The organism is Achromobacter sp. NPDC008082 (assembly GCF_042957345.1).
Classification (GTDB): Bacteria; Pseudomonadota; Gammaproteobacteria; order Burkholderiales; family Burkholderiaceae_B; genus Achromobacter; species Achromobacter kerstersii_A.
In genome coordinates this window covers 877373-892991 of the sequence record NZ_JBIBIB010000001.1, presented here as the reverse complement: position 1 = coordinate 892991, position 15619 = coordinate 877373, and the positions used below count along the sequence as shown (strand labels likewise).

Annotated in this window: 18 protein-coding genes; 9 read left to right on the top strand and 9 right to left on the bottom strand. The window is 65.2% G+C overall.

Going from position 1 to position 15619, the window contains the following annotated elements; translation table 11 throughout:
* Window positions 1-27 precede the first annotated feature (27 nt).
* From ACFZAI_RS04050 to ACFZAI_RS04040, 3 genes are all read right to left on the bottom strand, one after another.
* Window positions 28-672 (bottom strand): TRAP transporter small permease, encoded by a 645-nt coding sequence (locus ACFZAI_RS04050; protein ID WP_391565694.1) that lies wholly within the window; start codon window positions 670-672, stop codon window positions 28-30.
* A 114-nt stretch (window positions 673-786) separates the two neighbouring features.
* On the bottom strand, window positions 787-1761 hold the full coding sequence (locus ACFZAI_RS04045; protein WP_391565693.1) for a sialic acid TRAP transporter substrate-binding protein SiaP: 975 nt from the start codon (window positions 1759-1761) through the stop codon (window positions 787-789).
* A 127-nt stretch (window positions 1762-1888) separates the two neighbouring features.
* Complete coding sequence (locus ACFZAI_RS04040) at window positions 1889-2623, bottom strand: FadR/GntR family transcriptional regulator (protein WP_391565692.1); 735 nt, start codon at window positions 2621-2623, stop codon at window positions 1889-1891.
* A gap of 188 nt (window positions 2624-2811) precedes the next feature.
* Here ACFZAI_RS04040 and ACFZAI_RS04035 point away from each other — a divergent pair, with 188 nt between their 5' ends.
* Genes ACFZAI_RS04035 through pyrF form a run of 3 tightly spaced genes read left to right on the top strand, consistent with a single transcriptional unit; the run spans window position 2812 to window position 5405 of the window.
* Window positions 2812-3210: a diacylglycerol kinase gene (locus tag ACFZAI_RS04035; protein ID WP_054423118.1), complete on the top strand. Its 399-nt coding sequence runs from the start codon at window positions 2812-2814 to the stop codon at window positions 3208-3210.
* A 48-nt stretch (window positions 3211-3258) separates the two neighbouring features.
* Window positions 3259-4578 (top strand): NAD(P)/FAD-dependent oxidoreductase, encoded by a 1320-nt coding sequence (locus tag ACFZAI_RS04030; RefSeq protein ID WP_391565691.1) that lies wholly within the window; start codon window positions 3259-3261, stop codon window positions 4576-4578.
* Between the two features lie 8 nt (window positions 4579-4586).
* A complete protein-coding gene (gene pyrF, locus ACFZAI_RS04025) occupies window positions 4587-5405 on the top strand; it encodes an orotidine-5'-phosphate decarboxylase (protein ID WP_006227618.1) in 819 nt (272 codons plus the stop codon).
* Between the two features lie 108 nt (window positions 5406-5513).
* Here pyrF and ACFZAI_RS04020 read toward each other — a convergent pair whose 3' ends face one another.
* From ACFZAI_RS04020 to ribBA, 6 genes are all read right to left on the bottom strand, one after another.
* The gene (locus ACFZAI_RS04020; protein ID WP_391565690.1) at window positions 5514-6080 is read right to left on the bottom strand and encodes a CinA family protein; all 567 of its coding nucleotides are present in this window, start codon (window positions 6078-6080) and stop codon (window positions 5514-5516) included.
* Window positions 6077-6583 carry a phosphatidylglycerophosphatase A gene (locus ACFZAI_RS04015; RefSeq protein ID WP_342066278.1) on the bottom strand — a complete coding sequence of 169 codons (507 nt, stop codon included), beginning with the start codon at window positions 6581-6583 and terminating at the stop codon, window positions 6077-6079. The genes ACFZAI_RS04020 and ACFZAI_RS04015 overlap by 4 nt, the downstream gene beginning before the upstream one ends.
* 179 nt (window positions 6584-6762) lie before the next feature.
* Window positions 6763-7728, bottom strand: a complete 966-nt coding sequence (gene thiL / locus ACFZAI_RS04010; protein ID WP_391565689.1) for a thiamine-phosphate kinase — start codon at window positions 7726-7728, stop codon at window positions 6763-6765.
* Window positions 7729-7872: 144 nt separating this feature from the next.
* Window positions 7873-8382: a transcription antitermination factor NusB gene (nusB, locus tag ACFZAI_RS04005; protein ID WP_175170885.1), complete on the bottom strand. Its 510-nt coding sequence runs from the start codon at window positions 8380-8382 to the stop codon at window positions 7873-7875.
* Complete coding sequence (gene ribH / locus ACFZAI_RS04000; protein WP_006391339.1) at window positions 8351-8881, bottom strand: 6,7-dimethyl-8-ribityllumazine synthase; 531 nt, start codon at window positions 8879-8881, stop codon at window positions 8351-8353. Before ribH ends, nusB begins: the two co-directional genes overlap by 32 nt.
* Before the next feature lie 10 nt (window positions 8882-8891).
* A complete protein-coding gene (gene ribBA / locus ACFZAI_RS03995) occupies window positions 8892-10070 on the bottom strand; it encodes a bifunctional 3,4-dihydroxy-2-butanone-4-phosphate synthase/GTP cyclohydrolase II (RefSeq protein WP_391565688.1) in 1179 nt (392 codons plus the stop codon).
* A 146-nt stretch (window positions 10071-10216) separates the two neighbouring features.
* On the opposite strand from ribBA, the gene ACFZAI_RS03990 reads away from it, so the two are divergent.
* From ACFZAI_RS03990 to phnE (ACFZAI_RS03965), 6 genes are all read left to right on the top strand, one after another.
* Entirely contained in the window at window positions 10217-11044 is an 828-nt protein-coding gene (locus ACFZAI_RS03990; RefSeq protein ID WP_391565687.1) for an HAD-IIB family hydrolase, read from the top strand.
* Between the two features lie 13 nt (window positions 11045-11057).
* Complete coding sequence (locus ACFZAI_RS03985) at window positions 11058-11876, top strand: IclR family transcriptional regulator (protein ID WP_054423126.1); 819 nt, start codon at window positions 11058-11060, stop codon at window positions 11874-11876.
* A 169-nt stretch (window positions 11877-12045) separates the two neighbouring features.
* On the top strand, window positions 12046-13044 hold the full coding sequence (gene phnD, locus ACFZAI_RS03980) for a phosphate/phosphite/phosphonate ABC transporter substrate-binding protein (protein ID WP_391565686.1): 999 nt from the start codon (window positions 12046-12048) through the stop codon (window positions 13042-13044).
* A gap of 6 nt (window positions 13045-13050) precedes the next feature.
* A complete protein-coding gene (gene phnC, locus ACFZAI_RS03975; protein ID WP_391565684.1) occupies window positions 13051-13821 on the top strand; it encodes a phosphonate ABC transporter ATP-binding protein in 771 nt (256 codons plus the stop codon).
* Window positions 13818-14702 carry a phosphonate ABC transporter, permease protein PhnE gene (gene phnE / locus ACFZAI_RS03970; RefSeq protein ID WP_391565683.1) on the top strand — a complete coding sequence of 295 codons (885 nt, stop codon included), beginning with the start codon at window positions 13818-13820 and terminating at the stop codon, window positions 14700-14702. The genes phnC and phnE (ACFZAI_RS03970) overlap by 4 nt, the downstream gene beginning before the upstream one ends.
* Window positions 14699-15523: a phosphonate ABC transporter, permease protein PhnE gene (gene phnE / locus ACFZAI_RS03965; protein ID WP_391565681.1), complete on the top strand. Its 825-nt coding sequence runs from the start codon at window positions 14699-14701 to the stop codon at window positions 15521-15523. Before phnE (ACFZAI_RS03970) ends, phnE (ACFZAI_RS03965) begins: the two co-directional genes overlap by 4 nt.
* Window positions 15524-15619: the final 96 nt, after the last annotated feature.

The window sequence follows — 15619 nt, the reverse complement described above, 5'->3', positions numbered from 1 at the left end:
ACATAAGGGTCTGGCGCGGCGCGCCGTTCAGTCGAGCGACTCGTAGGCCGCCGGGTTCTCCAGAATCGAATAGCCCTGCCGCCAGTTCTGCACGGACACTTGAAGGGACCGCAGGAACATCATGACGAAGCCCGCCAGCGCAACCCAGTACACGTAGGACTTGTTCCAGAACAAGGTGGTCATGGGTTCGTCGCCCACCAGCACGATGTAGCGATAGGTCAGCCACACGGCATAGCCGAAGAAGGCGGTGCGCAGCACGTCGATCAGCGTAGACAGCACGCGGCCGACGGGTTTGGGCAGGTAGCGGTACAGGAAGTCCACCTGGATGTGGCGGCACGCGCGCACGCACATCGCCGCGCCCAGGAACACCACGCCAATCAGGCAATACACCGCCAGTTCTTCGGTCCACGCGTACGAATCGTTCAGCACGTAGCGCGAGAAGAATTGCAGGAAGACCAGCGCCGCCATCATCCAGAACATCGCCAGGCAGATCCAGTCTTCGGGCGCGTAGCCGGCCAGGCTGACCTCGTGATGGTCGGCCTCTTCGAAGCTTTGGACGATCTCGTCGACGGATGTCTGGTGCGGGCCGGGCGGGGCCGCGGCGTGGCCGGGCGCTGCGGCCGGGCCAGAGTTGACGGCCGCCATGGGCGCCGCTTTTGCGTTCACGTGCATGAGGTTCCCCTGATCGGAATCGGGTGTCGGGCGTCGGGTGTCAAACGGTGGCCAACAACGTTGACCAACAACGGTGACCAACAACGGCGGGCCAACTCGGCCCGCCGCCGCGGCTTACTTCACCGCCTGGATCTTTTCCCAATCCGATTTCTGATAGCCGTACTGCTCGAACGGCACCTTCTCAAGCACGGTCTTGCGGAAGTCGTCGACGTTGACCTCGGCCACGTTCAAGCCCCGCTTCTTGAACACCTCGACCATTTTCTTTTCGCTGTCGGCCACTTCGGATGACGCCTTTTCGGCGGCCTGCTGCGCGACCTCGGCGAAGATCTTCTTGTCTTCATCAGACAAGCTCTTCCACAACTTGCCCGAGATCACCGTGTTCAGGTGGTCAACGATGTGGCCCGTCAGGATGATGTTCTTCTGCACTTCGTAGAACTTCTTCGCTTCGATGGTCGTCAGCGGATTTTCCTGCGCTTCCACCGTGCCGTTCTGCAAGGCCAGGTACACCTCGGCGAACGCAATGGGCGCGGTGTTCGCGCCACAGGCGCGCGGCATGGCCAGGTAGGCCGCCACGTCCGGCACACGGATCTTCATGCCCTTCATTTCCGAGCACTTGGTGAAGGCCCGGTTCGACGTCGTCTGGCGCGTGCCGTAGTAGGTGGTGGCGACAATGTGGTTGCCGCTTTTTTCGTCGTAGCCGCGCGTGAGCTCTTTGTAGATGTCGCTCTTGGTGTAGGCGATCAGGTGCTCGGGGTTGCGGAAGATGTAGGGGTAGTAGGTGACGCCAATGCGGGGGAAACTCTTGGCGGCGAAGCTGGAGCCCGAGATGATCATGTCCACCGTGCCCAGCGTCAGCCCCTGGTTGATGTCGTTCTCCTTGCCCAGCTGAGAGGCGGGGTAGACATCGATGTGATAGCGGCCGTTGGTGCGTTTCTCGATCTCTTGCGCCGCCCACACCGACGAGGTGTGGAAGGGTTCGGAAGTCTCGTACACATGCGCCCATTTCAGCTTGGTTTGCGCCAGCGCGCTGCCACTGACGGCCAGCGCGACGGCGGCAAACAGCACTTTGATAGCGTTGCCTCGATTCATGTTGTCTCCTCTCTCTGAGGTAACGGACGCGGCGGATGTTGTTGTGAGCCGGCCCGCTTTATGTTTCACATCGGGATATCACCTACAGGTTGCACCTACGTACTGCGACTACGGTTCCCCGGTGGCGTCACGACGCCGCCGGCTCTTTGCTATCCACGCGCATCGTCTCGGCCCCGCCTGGCCAGCTGGCGGTCAGGCGGTCGAACGAGCAGGAAAGATGGTGATGCATCGCGGCGCGCGCGGCGGTTTCGTCGCCCGCCGCGATGGCGGTGATGACGCGGCGATGCTCGGTAATGGCGACGGCCCAGCTGTCCGGGTTTTCGAAGTAGTCGCCCAGCTTCACGGACAAGGGGTTGTGGCGTTCGTCGAAGAGTTCGCCCACGACGCGCACCAGCACGGCGTTGTTGGCCATTTCGGCCACGCGCAAGTGAAACAGGCGGTCGCCGCGGATAGGCACGTAGCCTGCGCGCGCTTCTTCTTCCATGGCGCCTACGGCTTCCAGCAGGCCATCGACCAGCGCCGGCGCCGTGTGGCGGGCGGCTTGGGCGGCAAGCTCGCCTTCGATGGTCCAGCGGGCGCGGATGGTTTCAAGCGGGCTTTCGGCGGTGAGGCTCGCGCGCGGCGCGCCGGTCAGGCTTTGCACGTACACGCCGGAACCCATGCGCACTTCGACCCAGCCTTCGACTTCCAATGCGATCAGCGCTTCGCGCACCGACGGGCGCGACACGCCCAGCTTCAACGCCAGGTCGCGCTCGGGCGGCAGCCGCGCGCCCACGGGAAATTCGCCCGCCTCGATCAGCAGACGCAACTGGTCGGCGATCTGGCGGTACAAACGTCGCGGCTCGATGGTCTGAATCGGCATGGGGCGGGAAGCCTTGGGGATACAGCTGGCTGACAGGACGAAAAGGTAAAGTGGCCTTACCAATTGACCAGAATCCTGCGCCTGCTGTCGTTGGGTCACAATTAGGGTTTGCCCATAGCCCTGCTTCGCATCACGCGGGCAACCCTTATCTGTTAAAAAGCCGCCACACCCGGCCCTCTTTCGCAACCATGACCCACGACCCGCAACACTCGCCCTTTAAAAGCAGCGGCGGCGCGCGCCGCATCTTGAATGCGCTGCGTTATTCCTGGCAGGGCCTGAAGGCCGCCGTCAAATACGAAGCGGCCTTCCGCCAGGAACTGGCGCTGGCCGTGCTGATGATTCCGGCGGCGTTCTTTTTGGGGCGGACCACGGTCGAGGTCTTTTTCCTGGTGGGCACGGTCATCATGGTGCTGGCGGCGGAACTGCTGAATTCCGCCATCGAAGCCCTGGCCGACGCCTTGTCCGTGGAACGCCACCCCTTGCTGGGGCGCGCCAAGGACCTGGGCAGCGCAGCCGTGATGCTACTGCTGATCTTCGCCGGAGCGGTCTGGATAGGCGTTGCCATCAGCCGTTTCGCCATGCATTGACACGGGTGGCGCCCCATGGGGGGTGCGCCGCTCTTTATACTGGGAGCCATGATGCCTAATTCGACGTCAGCACCCTCTGAGCGCATCGTCATCGTTGGCGGTGGCGCAGGCGGCCTGGAACTGGCCGCAAAGCTCGGCCGCATTCACGGCCGGCAACACGTGACGCTGGTCGACAGCCGTCCCTTCCATATCTGGAAGCCGTCGCTGCACGAAGCGGCCGCCGGCACGCTGGATATCCACCAGGAAGGCTTGTCCTATCTGATGCTGGCCCACATGAACGGCTTTTCGTTCGCGCAGGGCCGCTTGCTGAGCGTGGATCGCACGCGCTGCCAGATCGTGGTGGATGCCGTGAACGACGCGCAGGGCCAGGAAGTCCTGCCGCGCCGCGACCTCGGCTACGACACGCTGGTGCTGGCGCTGGGCAGCACGTCCAATTTCTTCAACACCCCCGGCGCGGCCGAACACGCCGTCACGCTGGACACCACAGAAAACGCCGAACAATTCCGCCTGACCATGCTGAAAGCCATGGCGCAGGTGGACTTGGCCAAGGTGCGCAACCCGTCGGCCCGGCTGGACCTGGTGATCGTGGGCGGCGGCGCCACGGGCGTGGAACTGGCGGTTGAGCTGACCGAAGCGAGCCATGTGGTCAGCGCCTACGGCCTGCCCAATTTCCGTGCCGAACGCGACCTGGCGATCACGCTGGTGGAAGGCGCGCCGCGCATTCTGTCGGCCTTGCCCGAGAAAATCTCGGAAGCCGCCACCAACCGGCTGACCGAGCTTGGCATCGGCGTGGAAACGGCGTGCCGCGTATCGGAAGTAACGGCCAACAGCGTGAAGACCGCCGACGGCCGCGAATTCCCCGCGCAGCTGTGCATGTGGGCGGCCGGCATCAAAGGCCCCGCCCTGCTGGCCGACCTGGACTTGCCGCTGAACAAGCTGGGCCAGTTGGAAGTCAACGAACGGCTGGAAACGGCCGACCCGCACATCCTGGCGCTGGGCGATTGCTGCTCGGTGCCGTGGCGCGACGGCCGCACCGTGCCTGCCCGCGCGCAAGCGGCGCACCAGCAGGCCGATTACCTGGCCAAGAAGCTCACCGCCCGCCTGCGCCGCGCGGCGGAACCCGCCGGCCCCTACGTCTACCAGGATCACGGCTCGCTCGTGTCGCTGGGCCAGGACGCGGGCGTGGGCTCCCTGATGGGCAAGCTCGCCGGACGGGGACTGTTCGTAAGCGGTACACTGGCGCGCTTGATGTACATGAGCCTGCACCTGATGCACCACAAAGCGGTGCTGGGCATCTCACGCACCGCCTCCCTGGCCCTGGCTCGCCTGCTCATGCGGCGCACGCGCCCCCGGGTCAAACTGCACTGAACTCCCCCATGAATTTCCTGCAAAAACTCGAACACGCCTGGACCACCAGCAACTCGCTTCTGCAAGTGGGCCTGGACCCCGACCCCCAACGCTTTCCGCGCGAATTGCAGGACAAGCCGGACGCCATCTTCCAGTTCTGCCGCGACATCGTCGACGCCACCGCGCCGTACGCATGCAGCTTCAAGCCGCAGATTGCGTACTTCGCCGCGCACCGCGCCGAAGACCAGCTGGAAGCGCTGTGCCAGCACATCCGCGACAAGCACCCCGACTTGCCGATCGTGCTGGACGCCAAGCGCGGCGACATCGGCTCCACCGCCGAAAACTACGCCCGCGAAGCCTACGAACGCTATCAGGCGCACGCGCTGACGGTCAGCCCCTACATGGGCCTGGACTCGGTCGAGCCCTACCTGGCGTGGCGTGACCGGGGCGTGATCGTGCTGTGCCGCACGTCGAACCCCGGCGGTTCCGATCTGCAATTCCTGAAGATGGATAACGGCGAGCCGCTGTACCTGCACGTGGCGGGCCTGGTGGCCGACAAGTGGAACGCCAACGGCCAGTGCGGCCTGGTGGTGGGCGCGACCTTCCCGAACGAGCTGGCGGCGGTTCGCCAGCGCATCGGCGACGCCCTGCCCCTGCTGGTGCCGGGCATCGGCGCCCAAGGCGGCGACATCACCGCCACCGTGAACGCCGGCGCCAATGCCGCCCGCAGCGGCATGATGATCAATTCGTCACGCGCCATCATTTACGCCAGCGGCGGCGACGATTGGCGCGAGGCCGCCGGCCGCGCCGCCATGGGCCTGCGCGATGCGATCAACGCGGTGCGCTGATCGCTGCGTCGTCGCCAAAAAACGGGTTGCATGCGTGCAACCCGTTTTTCTTTCAGCGCGGCGTAGCGCTAGCGCCGTTCGGCGGCATGTCGCGTTGCTCAGTGCCGTTTAGCGGCGGTTCACCGGCGCGCCCAAGAATTCCAATAACCCTCGCAGCGCAAATTCCACCGCCGCGTGACGCACCTGCGCGCGATCGCCGGGGAACACGTGCGTGACGGCGCGGCTGCTGATGCCTTCGCCCACGCGCATCGCAAACCCAAAGCACACCATGCCCACCGGCTTGCCCGGCGTGGCGCCGCCCGGCCCGGCGATGCCCGTGGTGGACACGGCCACGTGCGCGGCGGGTGACACCAGCAACACGCCGTTAGCCATTTCCAGCGCTACCGGCTCACTGACCGCGCCGAAGTGATGCAGGGTATCGGGCGACACGTCCAGTTCGGTCACTTTGGCGTCGTTGCTGTAGGTGACGAAGCCGCGCTCGAACCAGTCGCTGGAACCGGCCACTGACGTCATCGCACCCGCCAGCAGGCCGCCCGTGCAAGACTCTGCCGTGCCCAACATCCAGCCATGGCGGCGCATGGCGTCGCCCAGCCGTTCGGCCAGACCCACGATGGTGGCTTCCGCCAACTGCTCCGCCGACAAATTCGAACGGGGGGTTTCTTGCGGTTCGATCATCCCAAGACTCCTGTGCGTGCAATCAATGCCATGACCAGCAAGGCGTAGCCGGCGGCGACGATATCGTCCCACATGACGCCGAAGCCGCCCTTGATGTGGGCGTCAAAAAACTTGATGGGTGGCGGCTTGACGATGTCGAACGTGCGAAATAGCGCAAACGCCAGCAACTGCGATAACCACCCCGCGGGCGTCAGCCACAGCACCAGCCAGAACGCCACCATCTCGTCCCAGACCATTCCGACATGATCCGACTGCCCAAGTTCACGGCCCACCCGATGGCAGGCCCAGCAGCCGTATAAAAAGGCCAGCGCCAGGAAGACGCCGATGGCCAGGTCCGACGCCGCGGGCGCCGCCGCCACCCAGATGCCCCAGGCAAGCAACGTGCCCCAGGTACCCGAGGCCGGCCGGATCAGGCCGCTGCCAAAGCCGAACGCGATCAAACGGCCGGGGTCGCGGCACACCCAGGACAGTGCGGGGTAGACGGCCCGCGAGCGTTCGCGCATTGAGACAGAGGGCTTATCGGAAGAGGACATGGATACTGGGCGGAGTTAGAGGGATCGAAGACGGCGATGACGGCGGATCAGGGTCTGGGTCTGGGTCTGGGTCTGGTCTTGAGCTTGGGTCTGGGCTTGGGTCTGGGCTTGAGTCAGGGTCTGGGTCTGGGTCCGGCCTTGGGTCCAGGTCAGGACGCGGGAAAGTGGTCGAAGCCAGCAGGCAGCTCGGTCAACGGCTGGCCCTGCGCGTCCCGCACCAGCACGCCGGGCTGCGCCCGCGTCTGGCCGATGCGGGTGACGCGGGCCTGCGCTGCGCGGGCGGCGGCTTCTACCGCGTCGCGTTTGCTTGGCGCTGCGGTAAAGCACAACTGATAGACGTCACCGCCGCCCAGCACCGCACGGCGGCGCGGCGCTTCGTCCATAGCGGACACGGCGGGGGCCACCGGCATGCTCGCTTCGTCCAGGCTTGCGCCCAGCCGGCTGGCCGCCAGGATGTGGCCCAGGTCCTGCAACAGGCCGTCAGACAGGTCGATCGCCGCATGCGCAATGCCGCGCAGCGCCAGACCCAGCGCCACTTGCGGCTGCGGCCACTCCAGCGCGCCGCGCGTGGCGGCCAGCAAGGCGTCGTTGGCGGCGTACTGGCCATCCAGCAGACGGTAGGCCACATCGGCCGCGCCCAGTTCGCCGGACACCCAGATGTCGTCGCCCGCTTCTGCGCCATCGCGGCGCAGGGCGTGTCCGGCCGGCACCGAGCCGAACACGGTGACGCTGATGGCCAGGTCATGCGCGCTGCGCGTGGTGTCGCCGCCGATCAGCGGGCAGCCATGGGCATCGGCCAGCGCGTGAAAGCCCTCCGCGAACGCGGCCAGCCACGGTTCTTCCAGACGCGGCAAGGCCAGCCCCAATACGCAGCCGATCGGGCGCGCGCCCATGGCGGCTAGGTCCGACAGGTTCACGGCCAGGGCCTTGTGGCCCAGCGCGCGCGGGTCCACGTCGGGAAAGAAGTGCCGGCCTTCCAGCAGCAAGTCAGTGCTGGTGGCGACCTGCTCGCCGGGCGGCACGGGAAACAGCGCGCAATCGTCGCCCACGCCCAGCAAGCCCGCGGGCGCGGTGCGGGTGAAATAGCGCGCGATCAGATCAAATTCGGACGCCACGGCAACTCCGAAAACCCGGCAGGCACGCCGGCACAATTATCAAAAGCCGAAGGGGTCAGGCGCAGGCCGCGCCTGCCGCACCGGATGAGGGTGCGCGCAGGGCGGCATGCGCCTGACCCCTTCGACAGGCGGTCAAGCCCCGGTTCAGCGCCGTTGCTGCGCCGCGGCCTGGACCTCGTTCGCACGCACGTCGGCAGCCAGTTTGTCGAGCACGCCGTTGACGAACTTGAAGCCGTCGGTGCCGCCAAACGATTTGGCCAGCTCAACCGCTTCGTTGATGGCGACCTTGTACGGCACTTCGACATGATGAATCAGTTCGAAGCTGCCGATCAGCAGGATGCCATGCTCAACGGGCGACAGCTCGGCCAGCGGGCGGTCGATATAGGGCGTGAAACGCTCGCGCAGCGTGGGCGCTTCGCGCAGAACACCGTGCAGCAAGGTCTTGAACCATTGCGCGTCGGCCTCGGAAAAATCCTCGGTGTCGCGCAAATGGGCGTCGATCTCGCCGGCGTCCTGCGTGCCTTCGCCACCGCGCAGCAGCCACGCGTACACGCCTTGCAGCGCGAATTCGCGTGCACGGCGGCGAGCGCTGCGCGCGTTGGCGCGGGCTTGCGCCGCGCTATCAGCGCTGGTCGTCGTCTTCTTCGTCGTCAAAATCTTCGTCCTCGTCTTCGTCGTCTTCGTCTTCTTCCTCGGGTTCCAGCGCCGCCACCAGGTTGGCCATTTCAACGGCCACCTGGGCGCAATCGCGACCCTTGCCGGCGGCGCGGGCTTGCGCCTGCTCGTCGGTGTCGACGGTCAGAACGCCGTTTGCGACGGGGATGCCGGTTTCCAGGGAGATACGGGTGATTGCCGTGGCCATTTCATTGCTGACCACTTCAAAGTGATAGGTCTCGCCGCGGATGACGGCGCCCAGCGCGATCAGGGCGTCGAATTCAAACGTTTCGGCCATGTGGGACAGGGCCACGCCCAGTTCCAGGGCGCCGGGAACGGTGGCGACCATGACGTCGCGTTCGTCCACGCCCAGTTCGGCCAGTTCTTTCAGGCACGCTTCGAGTTCGGCTTGGCCGATTTCTTCATTGAAGCGGGCGCGTACGATGCCGATGTGCAGCCCTTCGCCGTTCAGGTCGGGGGTAAGGATGTAAGGGTTCATGTGTCGGCCTTCAGTGTGTTGCGGGAGTATTCTGCGGGTCGCAATCGTAACCCGTAATGGTCAGCGAGAATCCGGCCATGCTGGGCATCTTGCGCGGCCGGGCCAGCAGCCTCATTTGGCCCACGTTCAGGTCGCGCAGGATCTGGGCGCCGATGCCGTAGGTGCGCAAGCCGAAGCGGTCGGTGCTGGCGGCGGCGGCAGCCTGGGCCTTCGGATCGTTCCAGCCGGCAATCTGGCCAAACAGGTGTTCCGTGGACGACTGGCAATTCATCAGCACCAGGACGCCCGCGGGGGATGCGGCAATGGCTTCGAGGGCCTGCGCCACGCCCCAGCTGTGCGGGCTGGCGCCGGTGTCCAGCACGTCCAGCACCGAGGCGGGCTCGTGCACGCGCACCAGCGTTTCGACGTCGGGGGTCACGTTACCATGCACCAGCGCCAAATGGGCGGAGCCGGTGGCGGCGTCTTCGTAGGCCACGGCCTCGAAGGTGCCCCAGGCCGTTTGCATGGGGCGCTTGCCCACGCGCTTGACGATGGATTCGTGTTCGCTGCGGTACTGGATCAGGTCGGCGATGGTGCCGATCTTCAGGTTGTGCTGGCGCGCGAATTCCACCAGGTCCGGCAAGCGGGCCATGGTGCCGTCCGGCTTCAGGATTTCGCAGATGACGGCGGCGGGCGTCAGGCCGGCCATAGCCGTCAGGTCGCAGCCGGCTTCGGTGTGGCCGGCTCGCACCAGCACGCCGCCAGGCACGGCGCGCACCGGGAAGATATGGCCGGGCTGGACCAGGTCAGCCGGCTTGGCGTCGCGCGCCACGGCCACTTGAATGGTGCGGGCGCGGTCGGCGGCCGAAATGCCGGTCTCGACGCCTTCGGCGGCTTCGATCGACTGCGTGAAATTGGTACCGTAGCGCGTGCCGTTGCGGGCCGCCATCATGGGCAATTCCAGCTGGCGGCAGCGTTCTTCGGTCAGGGTCAGGCACACCAGGCCGCGGCCGTGGGTGACCATGAAGTTGATGGCTTCGGGCGTGACGAATTCGGCGGCCATGACGAGGTCGCCCTCGTTTTCACGGTCTTCTTCGTCAACCAGGATGACGATGCGGCCGGCACGCAGCTCGGCGATGATCTCGGCAACCGAAGCGATGCCGAAGGATTCCGGCTCGGAGCCGGGCAAAGAGGACAACTGGACGGACATGGCGGGCACGCAAACCAGGCGGGAAAGCCCGGATTTTACCGCTCTCGGCGCCAGAATCCCTATTCGCCCGCCAGAAGGCCGCCCGGCGGGGGCATCCGGTTAAACTTTCGCCCGGAGATCCCCCTATAAATCGAAGGAAAAACCTCATGCAAGCCCTTGCGGCCATGCCCTTGAACGTCGCGGCGGCGGTTCGCGTCGTGTTGACCGATATCGACGACACGCTGACCACCGAAGGCCGCCTGCCGGCCGACGCCTACGCCGCGCTGGAGCGCCTGGAACAGGCCGGTATTCAGGTCGTGCCCATTACCGGCCGCCCGGCCGGCTGGTGCGACCACATCGCCCGCATGTGGCCCGTGCGCGCCGTGGTGGGGGAAAACGGCGCGTTCTACTACGCGTATGACCGCAAGGCCCGCCGCATGACCACGCATTACTGGACGGACGCCGCGTCGCGCCAGGCCAGCCGCAAGCGGTTGGACGCCATCCGTGATCGCGTCCTGGCCGAGGTGCCGGGCGCAGCCGTGGCTAGCGACCAGGACTACCGCGTGGCCGACCTGGCCATTGATTTCTGCGAAGACGTGCCTGCGCTGCCCGATGCGGCCATCAGCAAGATCGTCCAGATCTTCCACGACGCCGGGGCGCAAGCCAAAGTCAGCTCGATCCACGTGAACGGCTGGTTTGGCGACTACGACAAGCTGACCATGACGCGCACGATGTTCCAGCGCGAATTCGGCCAGGATGTCGCAAGCGCCTTGGACAGCACGCTGTTCATCGGCGATTCGCCCAATGACGAGCCGATGTTCGCGTACTTCCCGATTTCGGTCGGCGTGGCCAACATTCAGGCCCAGTTGCATCGCCTGACGGACCGCCCGGCTTATGTGGCCGCGTTTCACGGCGGCGGCGGGTTTGTTGAAATGGCCAACCGGCTGCTGGCGGCGCGCCAGCCGTCGCAGGCAACCGCTAGCCAACCGGCGTAAGGGCAGACACCCCGTGGCCACCACCAAGCCTTCCTCTTCTGCCGCCGCCAATGACGGCCGCCGCAGCATCCAGTCCATCGAAGTGGGCGTGCCGCTGTTGTCCGCGTTGGTCGACGCCGGCAAGCCCCTGAACCTGCGCGACCTGGCCGCGGGCGCCGGGATGACGTCCGCCAAGGCCCACCCGTATCTGGTCAGCTTCATCCGCGTGGGGCTGGTGCAGCAGGACGCCATTACCGGCCAGTACGAGCTCGGCCCCTTCGCCTTGCAGATGGGGCTGGTCAGCCTGCAACGGCTGGACCCGGTGCGCATCGCCATGCCCGAAATCGCCACGCTGCAATCCGAAATCGGCCACACGCTGGGCATTGCCGTGCTGGGGTCGCACGGCCCCACGATGATCCACATGACCGAAGCCAGCTACCCCGTGCACGTGAACATGCGCAAAGGCACGGTGATGTCGATGCTGCACACGGCCACCGGCCTGGTGTTTGCGGCCTGGCTGCCGCCCAAGGTCAGCGAGCACTACATTGCGCGCGAAGAAGGCGACACGGCGGTCATTGCCAGCGTGCCGCCCCCGCGCAAGGCATCGCGCGCCAACATCGAGGCGCAACTGGCCGACATCCGCGTGCACGGCATGGCCCGCGCATTGGGCAACCCGCTGCCCGGGGTGGACGCGCTGTCGGTGCCGGTGTTCGACAACACTGGCAACATCGTCCTGGCGCTGACCAGCCTGGGTCCCACGGGATTGTTCGACGTTGCTTGGGACGGCGCCATCGCCCGGCCGCTGCTGGCTTGCGCGCAAGAGATTTCCCGCAAGCTGGGGTATCGGAACTAGGGCGAGAAACTAAGACTTCAGCCCGGTTGTTCGCAAAAAAACGAACATAAAACGAACAATTCGAACAAAAGTCGAAAACAAAGGCAGGGACTTTCCCGAGTGTCCTGTCCCCTCTTGTGTGTTTGAATTCAGGAAATATTCAAATTCATCCCACAAGAGGAGACAAACCATGCACGCGATGCGTCTATTGCAAGCGGCCGCCCTGGCCGCGTTCGCTGTTGGCGGCACGGCCGCCCAAGCCGCCGACACCTGCTCGAACCGCGGTGATCTCGACCAGATGTACTGCGACGCCAACAAGGATCTGGTGGCGGATACGCCCACCGACGCGTCCAAGCAGAAGACCCCGTCCACGCTGGTGTTCACCTACACCCCGGTGGAAGACCCGGCGGTCTACGAAGACATCTTCAAGCCCTTCACCAAGCACCTGTCTGAATGCACGGGTAAGCGCGTCGTGTTCTATCAAGTGCAAAGCAACGCCGCCGAAATCGAAGCCATGCGCTCGGGCCGCTTGCACGTGGGCGGTTTTTCCACCGGCCCCACCGCGTTCGCCGTGAACATTGCCGGCGCCGTGCCGTTTGCCGTGAAGGGGTATGCCGATGGTTTCCAGGGCTACAACCTGATCGTCATCGTCAAGAAAGACAGCCCGTATCAGAAGCTGACCGACCTGAAGGGCAAGAAGCTCGCGCACACCGCCCCGTCGTCGAACTCCGGTCACATGGCGCCCGTGGCGCTGTTCCCCAAGGAAGGCCTGACGCCGGACAAGGACTACAAGGTGGTCTTTTCGGGCAAGCACGACCAGTCCGTCATGGGCGTGAACTCGGGCGACTACGACGCCGCCGCCGTGGCCTCCGACGTGTTCAAGCGCATGATCGAACGCGGCCAGGTCAAGGAAGCCGACTTCCGCGTGATCTACCGAAGCGAAAAATTCCCCACCTCGTCGTTCGCCTACGCGCATGACCTGGAGCCGAAGTTCCGCGACCAGATGCTCAAGTGCTTCTACGACTACCGCTTCCCCGCGGAAATGTCGAAGGCCTTTGATGGCGCCGACCGCTTCTATCCGGTGACCTATCAGAAGGACTGGGCCATCGTCCGCCAAGTGGCTGAATCGGGTGGCGAAAGCTTCAACCGCGCCGCCTACGACCGCGAATCCGCCAAGAGCAAGAAGTAATCCAGCATGACGACGTCGCTACGCATTTCCGGCCTGGTCAAGGAATACCGGGCCGGCCGGCCGGTTCTCAATGGCATCAACCTTGAAATCGCCGGCCAAGGCCTGACCGCCATCATCGGCCCTTCCGGCACCGGCAAGAGCACGCTTCTGCGCTGCATCAACCGGCTGATCGAGCCCACGCAGGGCGAGATCGTATTGCAGTCCCAGGAAGGCGCCGTGGACCTGGCCCGTGTGCGTGGCGCGTCGCTGCGCCGCGCGCGCCGGCGCATCGGCATGGTGTTCCAGGAATACAACCTGGTTGAACGCCTGACCGTCATGGAAAACCTGCTGACGGGCCGGCTGGGCTACACCTCGGCGCTCAAGGCCTGGATGCGCCGCTTTGAACCCGAAGATATCGAGCACGCCTACAAGCTGCTGGATACCGTCGGCCTGGCGGGCTTTGCCGACCAGCGCGCGGATGCCTTGTCGGGCGGACAGCGCCAGCGCGTAGGCATCGCCCGTGCGCTGATGCAGCGCCCGCAACTGCTGCTGGCGGACGAGCCGACGTCGTCGCTCGACCCGAAGACCTCGGTTGAAATCATGGAGCTGCTGTCCGTGCAGGGCAGCGCCACCGGCATTCCCGTCATCGTCAACATTCACGACGTGGAGCTTGCGCGCCGCTACGCCACCCGCATCGTTGGCATGTCGGGCGGCCATGTGGTCTATGACGGCGACGGCCAGGGGCTGGACGCCACCATGCTCAAGACGATCTACGGAGGCGAGTCTTGGCTGGAATGACCCACCCGCGGGGCAACCGCCCCTTCGCCATGTCCGGGCGCGCCAAAGCGGGCCTGGTGCTGCTGCTGATCTACACCGTCTATGCCGGCGCGCAGCTGGATTTCAGCTGGGCGCGCTTTGAAACCGGCATGGGGCATGCCTCGACGTTTCTTTCGCGCATGTTCCCGCCCAATTTCGAAAAGCCCGCCACCTTGTGGAAGGGCATTGCGGAAAGCCTGGAAATTGCCGTGCTGGCGTCGGTGCTGGGCATTCTGTTCGCGCTGCCCGTGGGCCTATTGGGCGCGCGCAACATGATGCCAGCCTGGGTGTCGTGGCCCGCGCGTTCGCTCGTGGCCTTGTGCCGCGCGCTGCACCCGGTCATCGTTGCCATCCTGTTCGTCAAGGCCGTGGGCTTTGGGGCGCTGGCGGGCATTCTGGCGCTGACGGTGGCCTCCATCGGCTTCATCGGCAAGCTGTTCACCGAAGCCATCGAAGAGATATCGCTCAAGCAAGTGGAAGCGGTGCGCGCAAGCGGCGCGTCGTTCGCCAACGTGATCATCTTTGGTGTGCTGCCGCAGGTGTTCGCGCGCTTCATCGGCTTTGCCACTTACCAATTCGACTCCAACCTGCGCAACTCCACCATGGTGGGTATCGTGGGCGCGGGCGGGGTGGGCGGCACGCTGTTCTCGGCCTTCCAGCGCTTTGACTACGACTTCGTCAGCGCCATTTTGCTGACGCTGATCGCCATCATCATGCTGGGCGAAATCATTGCGGGCTTCGTGCGCGCCGTGTTCCTGGACAACCTGGGCTTTGACCGCATCCTGCAAGGCCGTTTTGCCGGCGCGCGTGGCATCAGCGCCGGCAAGCCGCCGGCGGCCCGCAAGGCGGAGGTGGAAGAATGAACACCCATGCCTCTACCTTGAACCCCGCCGGTTCGCCGCGCGTGTGGCAACGCTACAGCATGGGCCAGCGGCTGCTGCGCTTTGCGCTGTATCTGCTGGTGGTGGCCGCCATTGCGCAAGCCATTCGCGGCGTGGAAGTCATACCGGAGTTCCTGTATGACGCCCCCGAGCAGATGGCCGACCTGTTTCGCCGCATGTGGCCGGTCGACTGGGCGTACTACCCCGACGGCGTGCACAACGCGCTGATCGAAACGCTGCACATCGCAACCCTGGGCACCATTCTGTCCGTCTTCATGGCGGTGCCGGTGGGCCTGCTGGCGGCCAACAACCTGACCCCCAGCAAGACCATCAACATGCTGGCCCGGCTGATCCTGGTGTCCAGCCGCTCGGTCAATTCGCTGGTCTGGGCGCTGCTGTTCATCGCCATCTTCGGACCCGGCGCGCTGGCCGGCACGCTGGCCATTGCGTTCCGCTCGATCGGGTTCGTGGGCAAGCTGGTGGGCGAAGCCATCGAAGAAGCGCAGCGCGGCCCCATCGAAGCCGTGACCGCCACGGGCGCCAGCAAGGGTTCGGTGCTGTGGTATGCCTACTGGCCGCAGATTCGCCCCGCGTTCTGGTCGATTGTGCTGCTGCGCTGGGATATCAACGTGCGCGAATCCGCCGTGCTGGGCCTGGTGGGTGCAGGCGGCATCGGCATGGCGCTGGACACCGCGCTGAACCTGTTCCAGTGGGATCGCGTGGCGCTGGTGCTGGCCGCGATCTTCGTGGTGGTGGTGCTGGCCGAAATCATCATTACTCAGGCGCGCAAGCGGATTTTGTAGTGCGAATCTTGCGATGCCGATCTTGTCGTGCGGATCGCGCACCGTGTTCCCGATACGCGTGCGTTAACCGCGTCCCTGTTTAACGCTGCTCGGTTT

Bases quoted from the DNA above. Each gene is read 5' to 3' on its own strand.
- ACFZAI_RS04015 (WP_342066278.1), bottom strand. From the start codon at position 6,583: ATGCGCGAACGCTCGCGGGCCGTCTACCCCGCACTGTCCTGGGTGTGC.
- ribBA (WP_391565688.1), bottom strand. From the start codon at position 10,070: ATGTCCGTCCAGTTGTCCTCTTTGCCCGGCTCCGAGCCGGAATCCTTC.
- ACFZAI_RS04035 (WP_054423118.1), top strand. From the start codon at position 2,812: ATGACCCACGACCCGCAACACTCGCCCTTTAAAAGCAGCGGCGGCGCG.
- ACFZAI_RS04045 (WP_391565693.1), bottom strand. From the start codon at position 1,761: ATGAATCGAGGCAACGCTATCAAAGTGCTGTTTGCCGCCGTCGCGCTG.
- ACFZAI_RS04050 (WP_391565694.1), bottom strand. From the start codon at position 672: ATGCACGTGAACGCAAAAGCGGCGCCCATGGCGGCCGTCAACTCTGGC.
- ACFZAI_RS03990 (WP_391565687.1), top strand. From the start codon at position 10,217: ATGCAAGCCCTTGCGGCCATGCCCTTGAACGTCGCGGCGGCGGTTCGC.
- ACFZAI_RS04020 (WP_391565690.1), bottom strand. From the start codon at position 6,080: ATGATCGAACCGCAAGAAACCCCCCGTTCGAATTTGTCGGCGGAGCAG.
- phnE (WP_391565681.1), top strand. From the start codon at position 14,699: ATGAACACCCATGCCTCTACCTTGAACCCCGCCGGTTCGCCGCGCGTG.
- ACFZAI_RS04030 (WP_391565691.1), top strand. From the start codon at position 3,259: ATGATGCCTAATTCGACGTCAGCACCCTCTGAGCGCATCGTCATCGTT.
- pyrF (WP_006227618.1), top strand. From the start codon at position 4,587: ATGAATTTCCTGCAAAAACTCGAACACGCCTGGACCACCAGCAACTCG.
- phnC (WP_391565684.1), top strand. From the start codon at position 13,051: ATGACGACGTCGCTACGCATTTCCGGCCTGGTCAAGGAATACCGGGCC.
- phnD (WP_391565686.1), top strand. From the start codon at position 12,046: ATGCACGCGATGCGTCTATTGCAAGCGGCCGCCCTGGCCGCGTTCGCT.
- ribH (WP_006391339.1), bottom strand. From the start codon at position 8,881: ATGAACCCTTACATCCTTACCCCCGACCTGAACGGCGAAGGGCTGCAC.
- phnE (WP_391565683.1), top strand. From the start codon at position 13,818: ATGACCCACCCGCGGGGCAACCGCCCCTTCGCCATGTCCGGGCGCGCC.
- ACFZAI_RS04040 (WP_391565692.1), bottom strand. From the start codon at position 2,623: ATGCCGATTCAGACCATCGAGCCGCGACGTTTGTACCGCCAGATCGCC.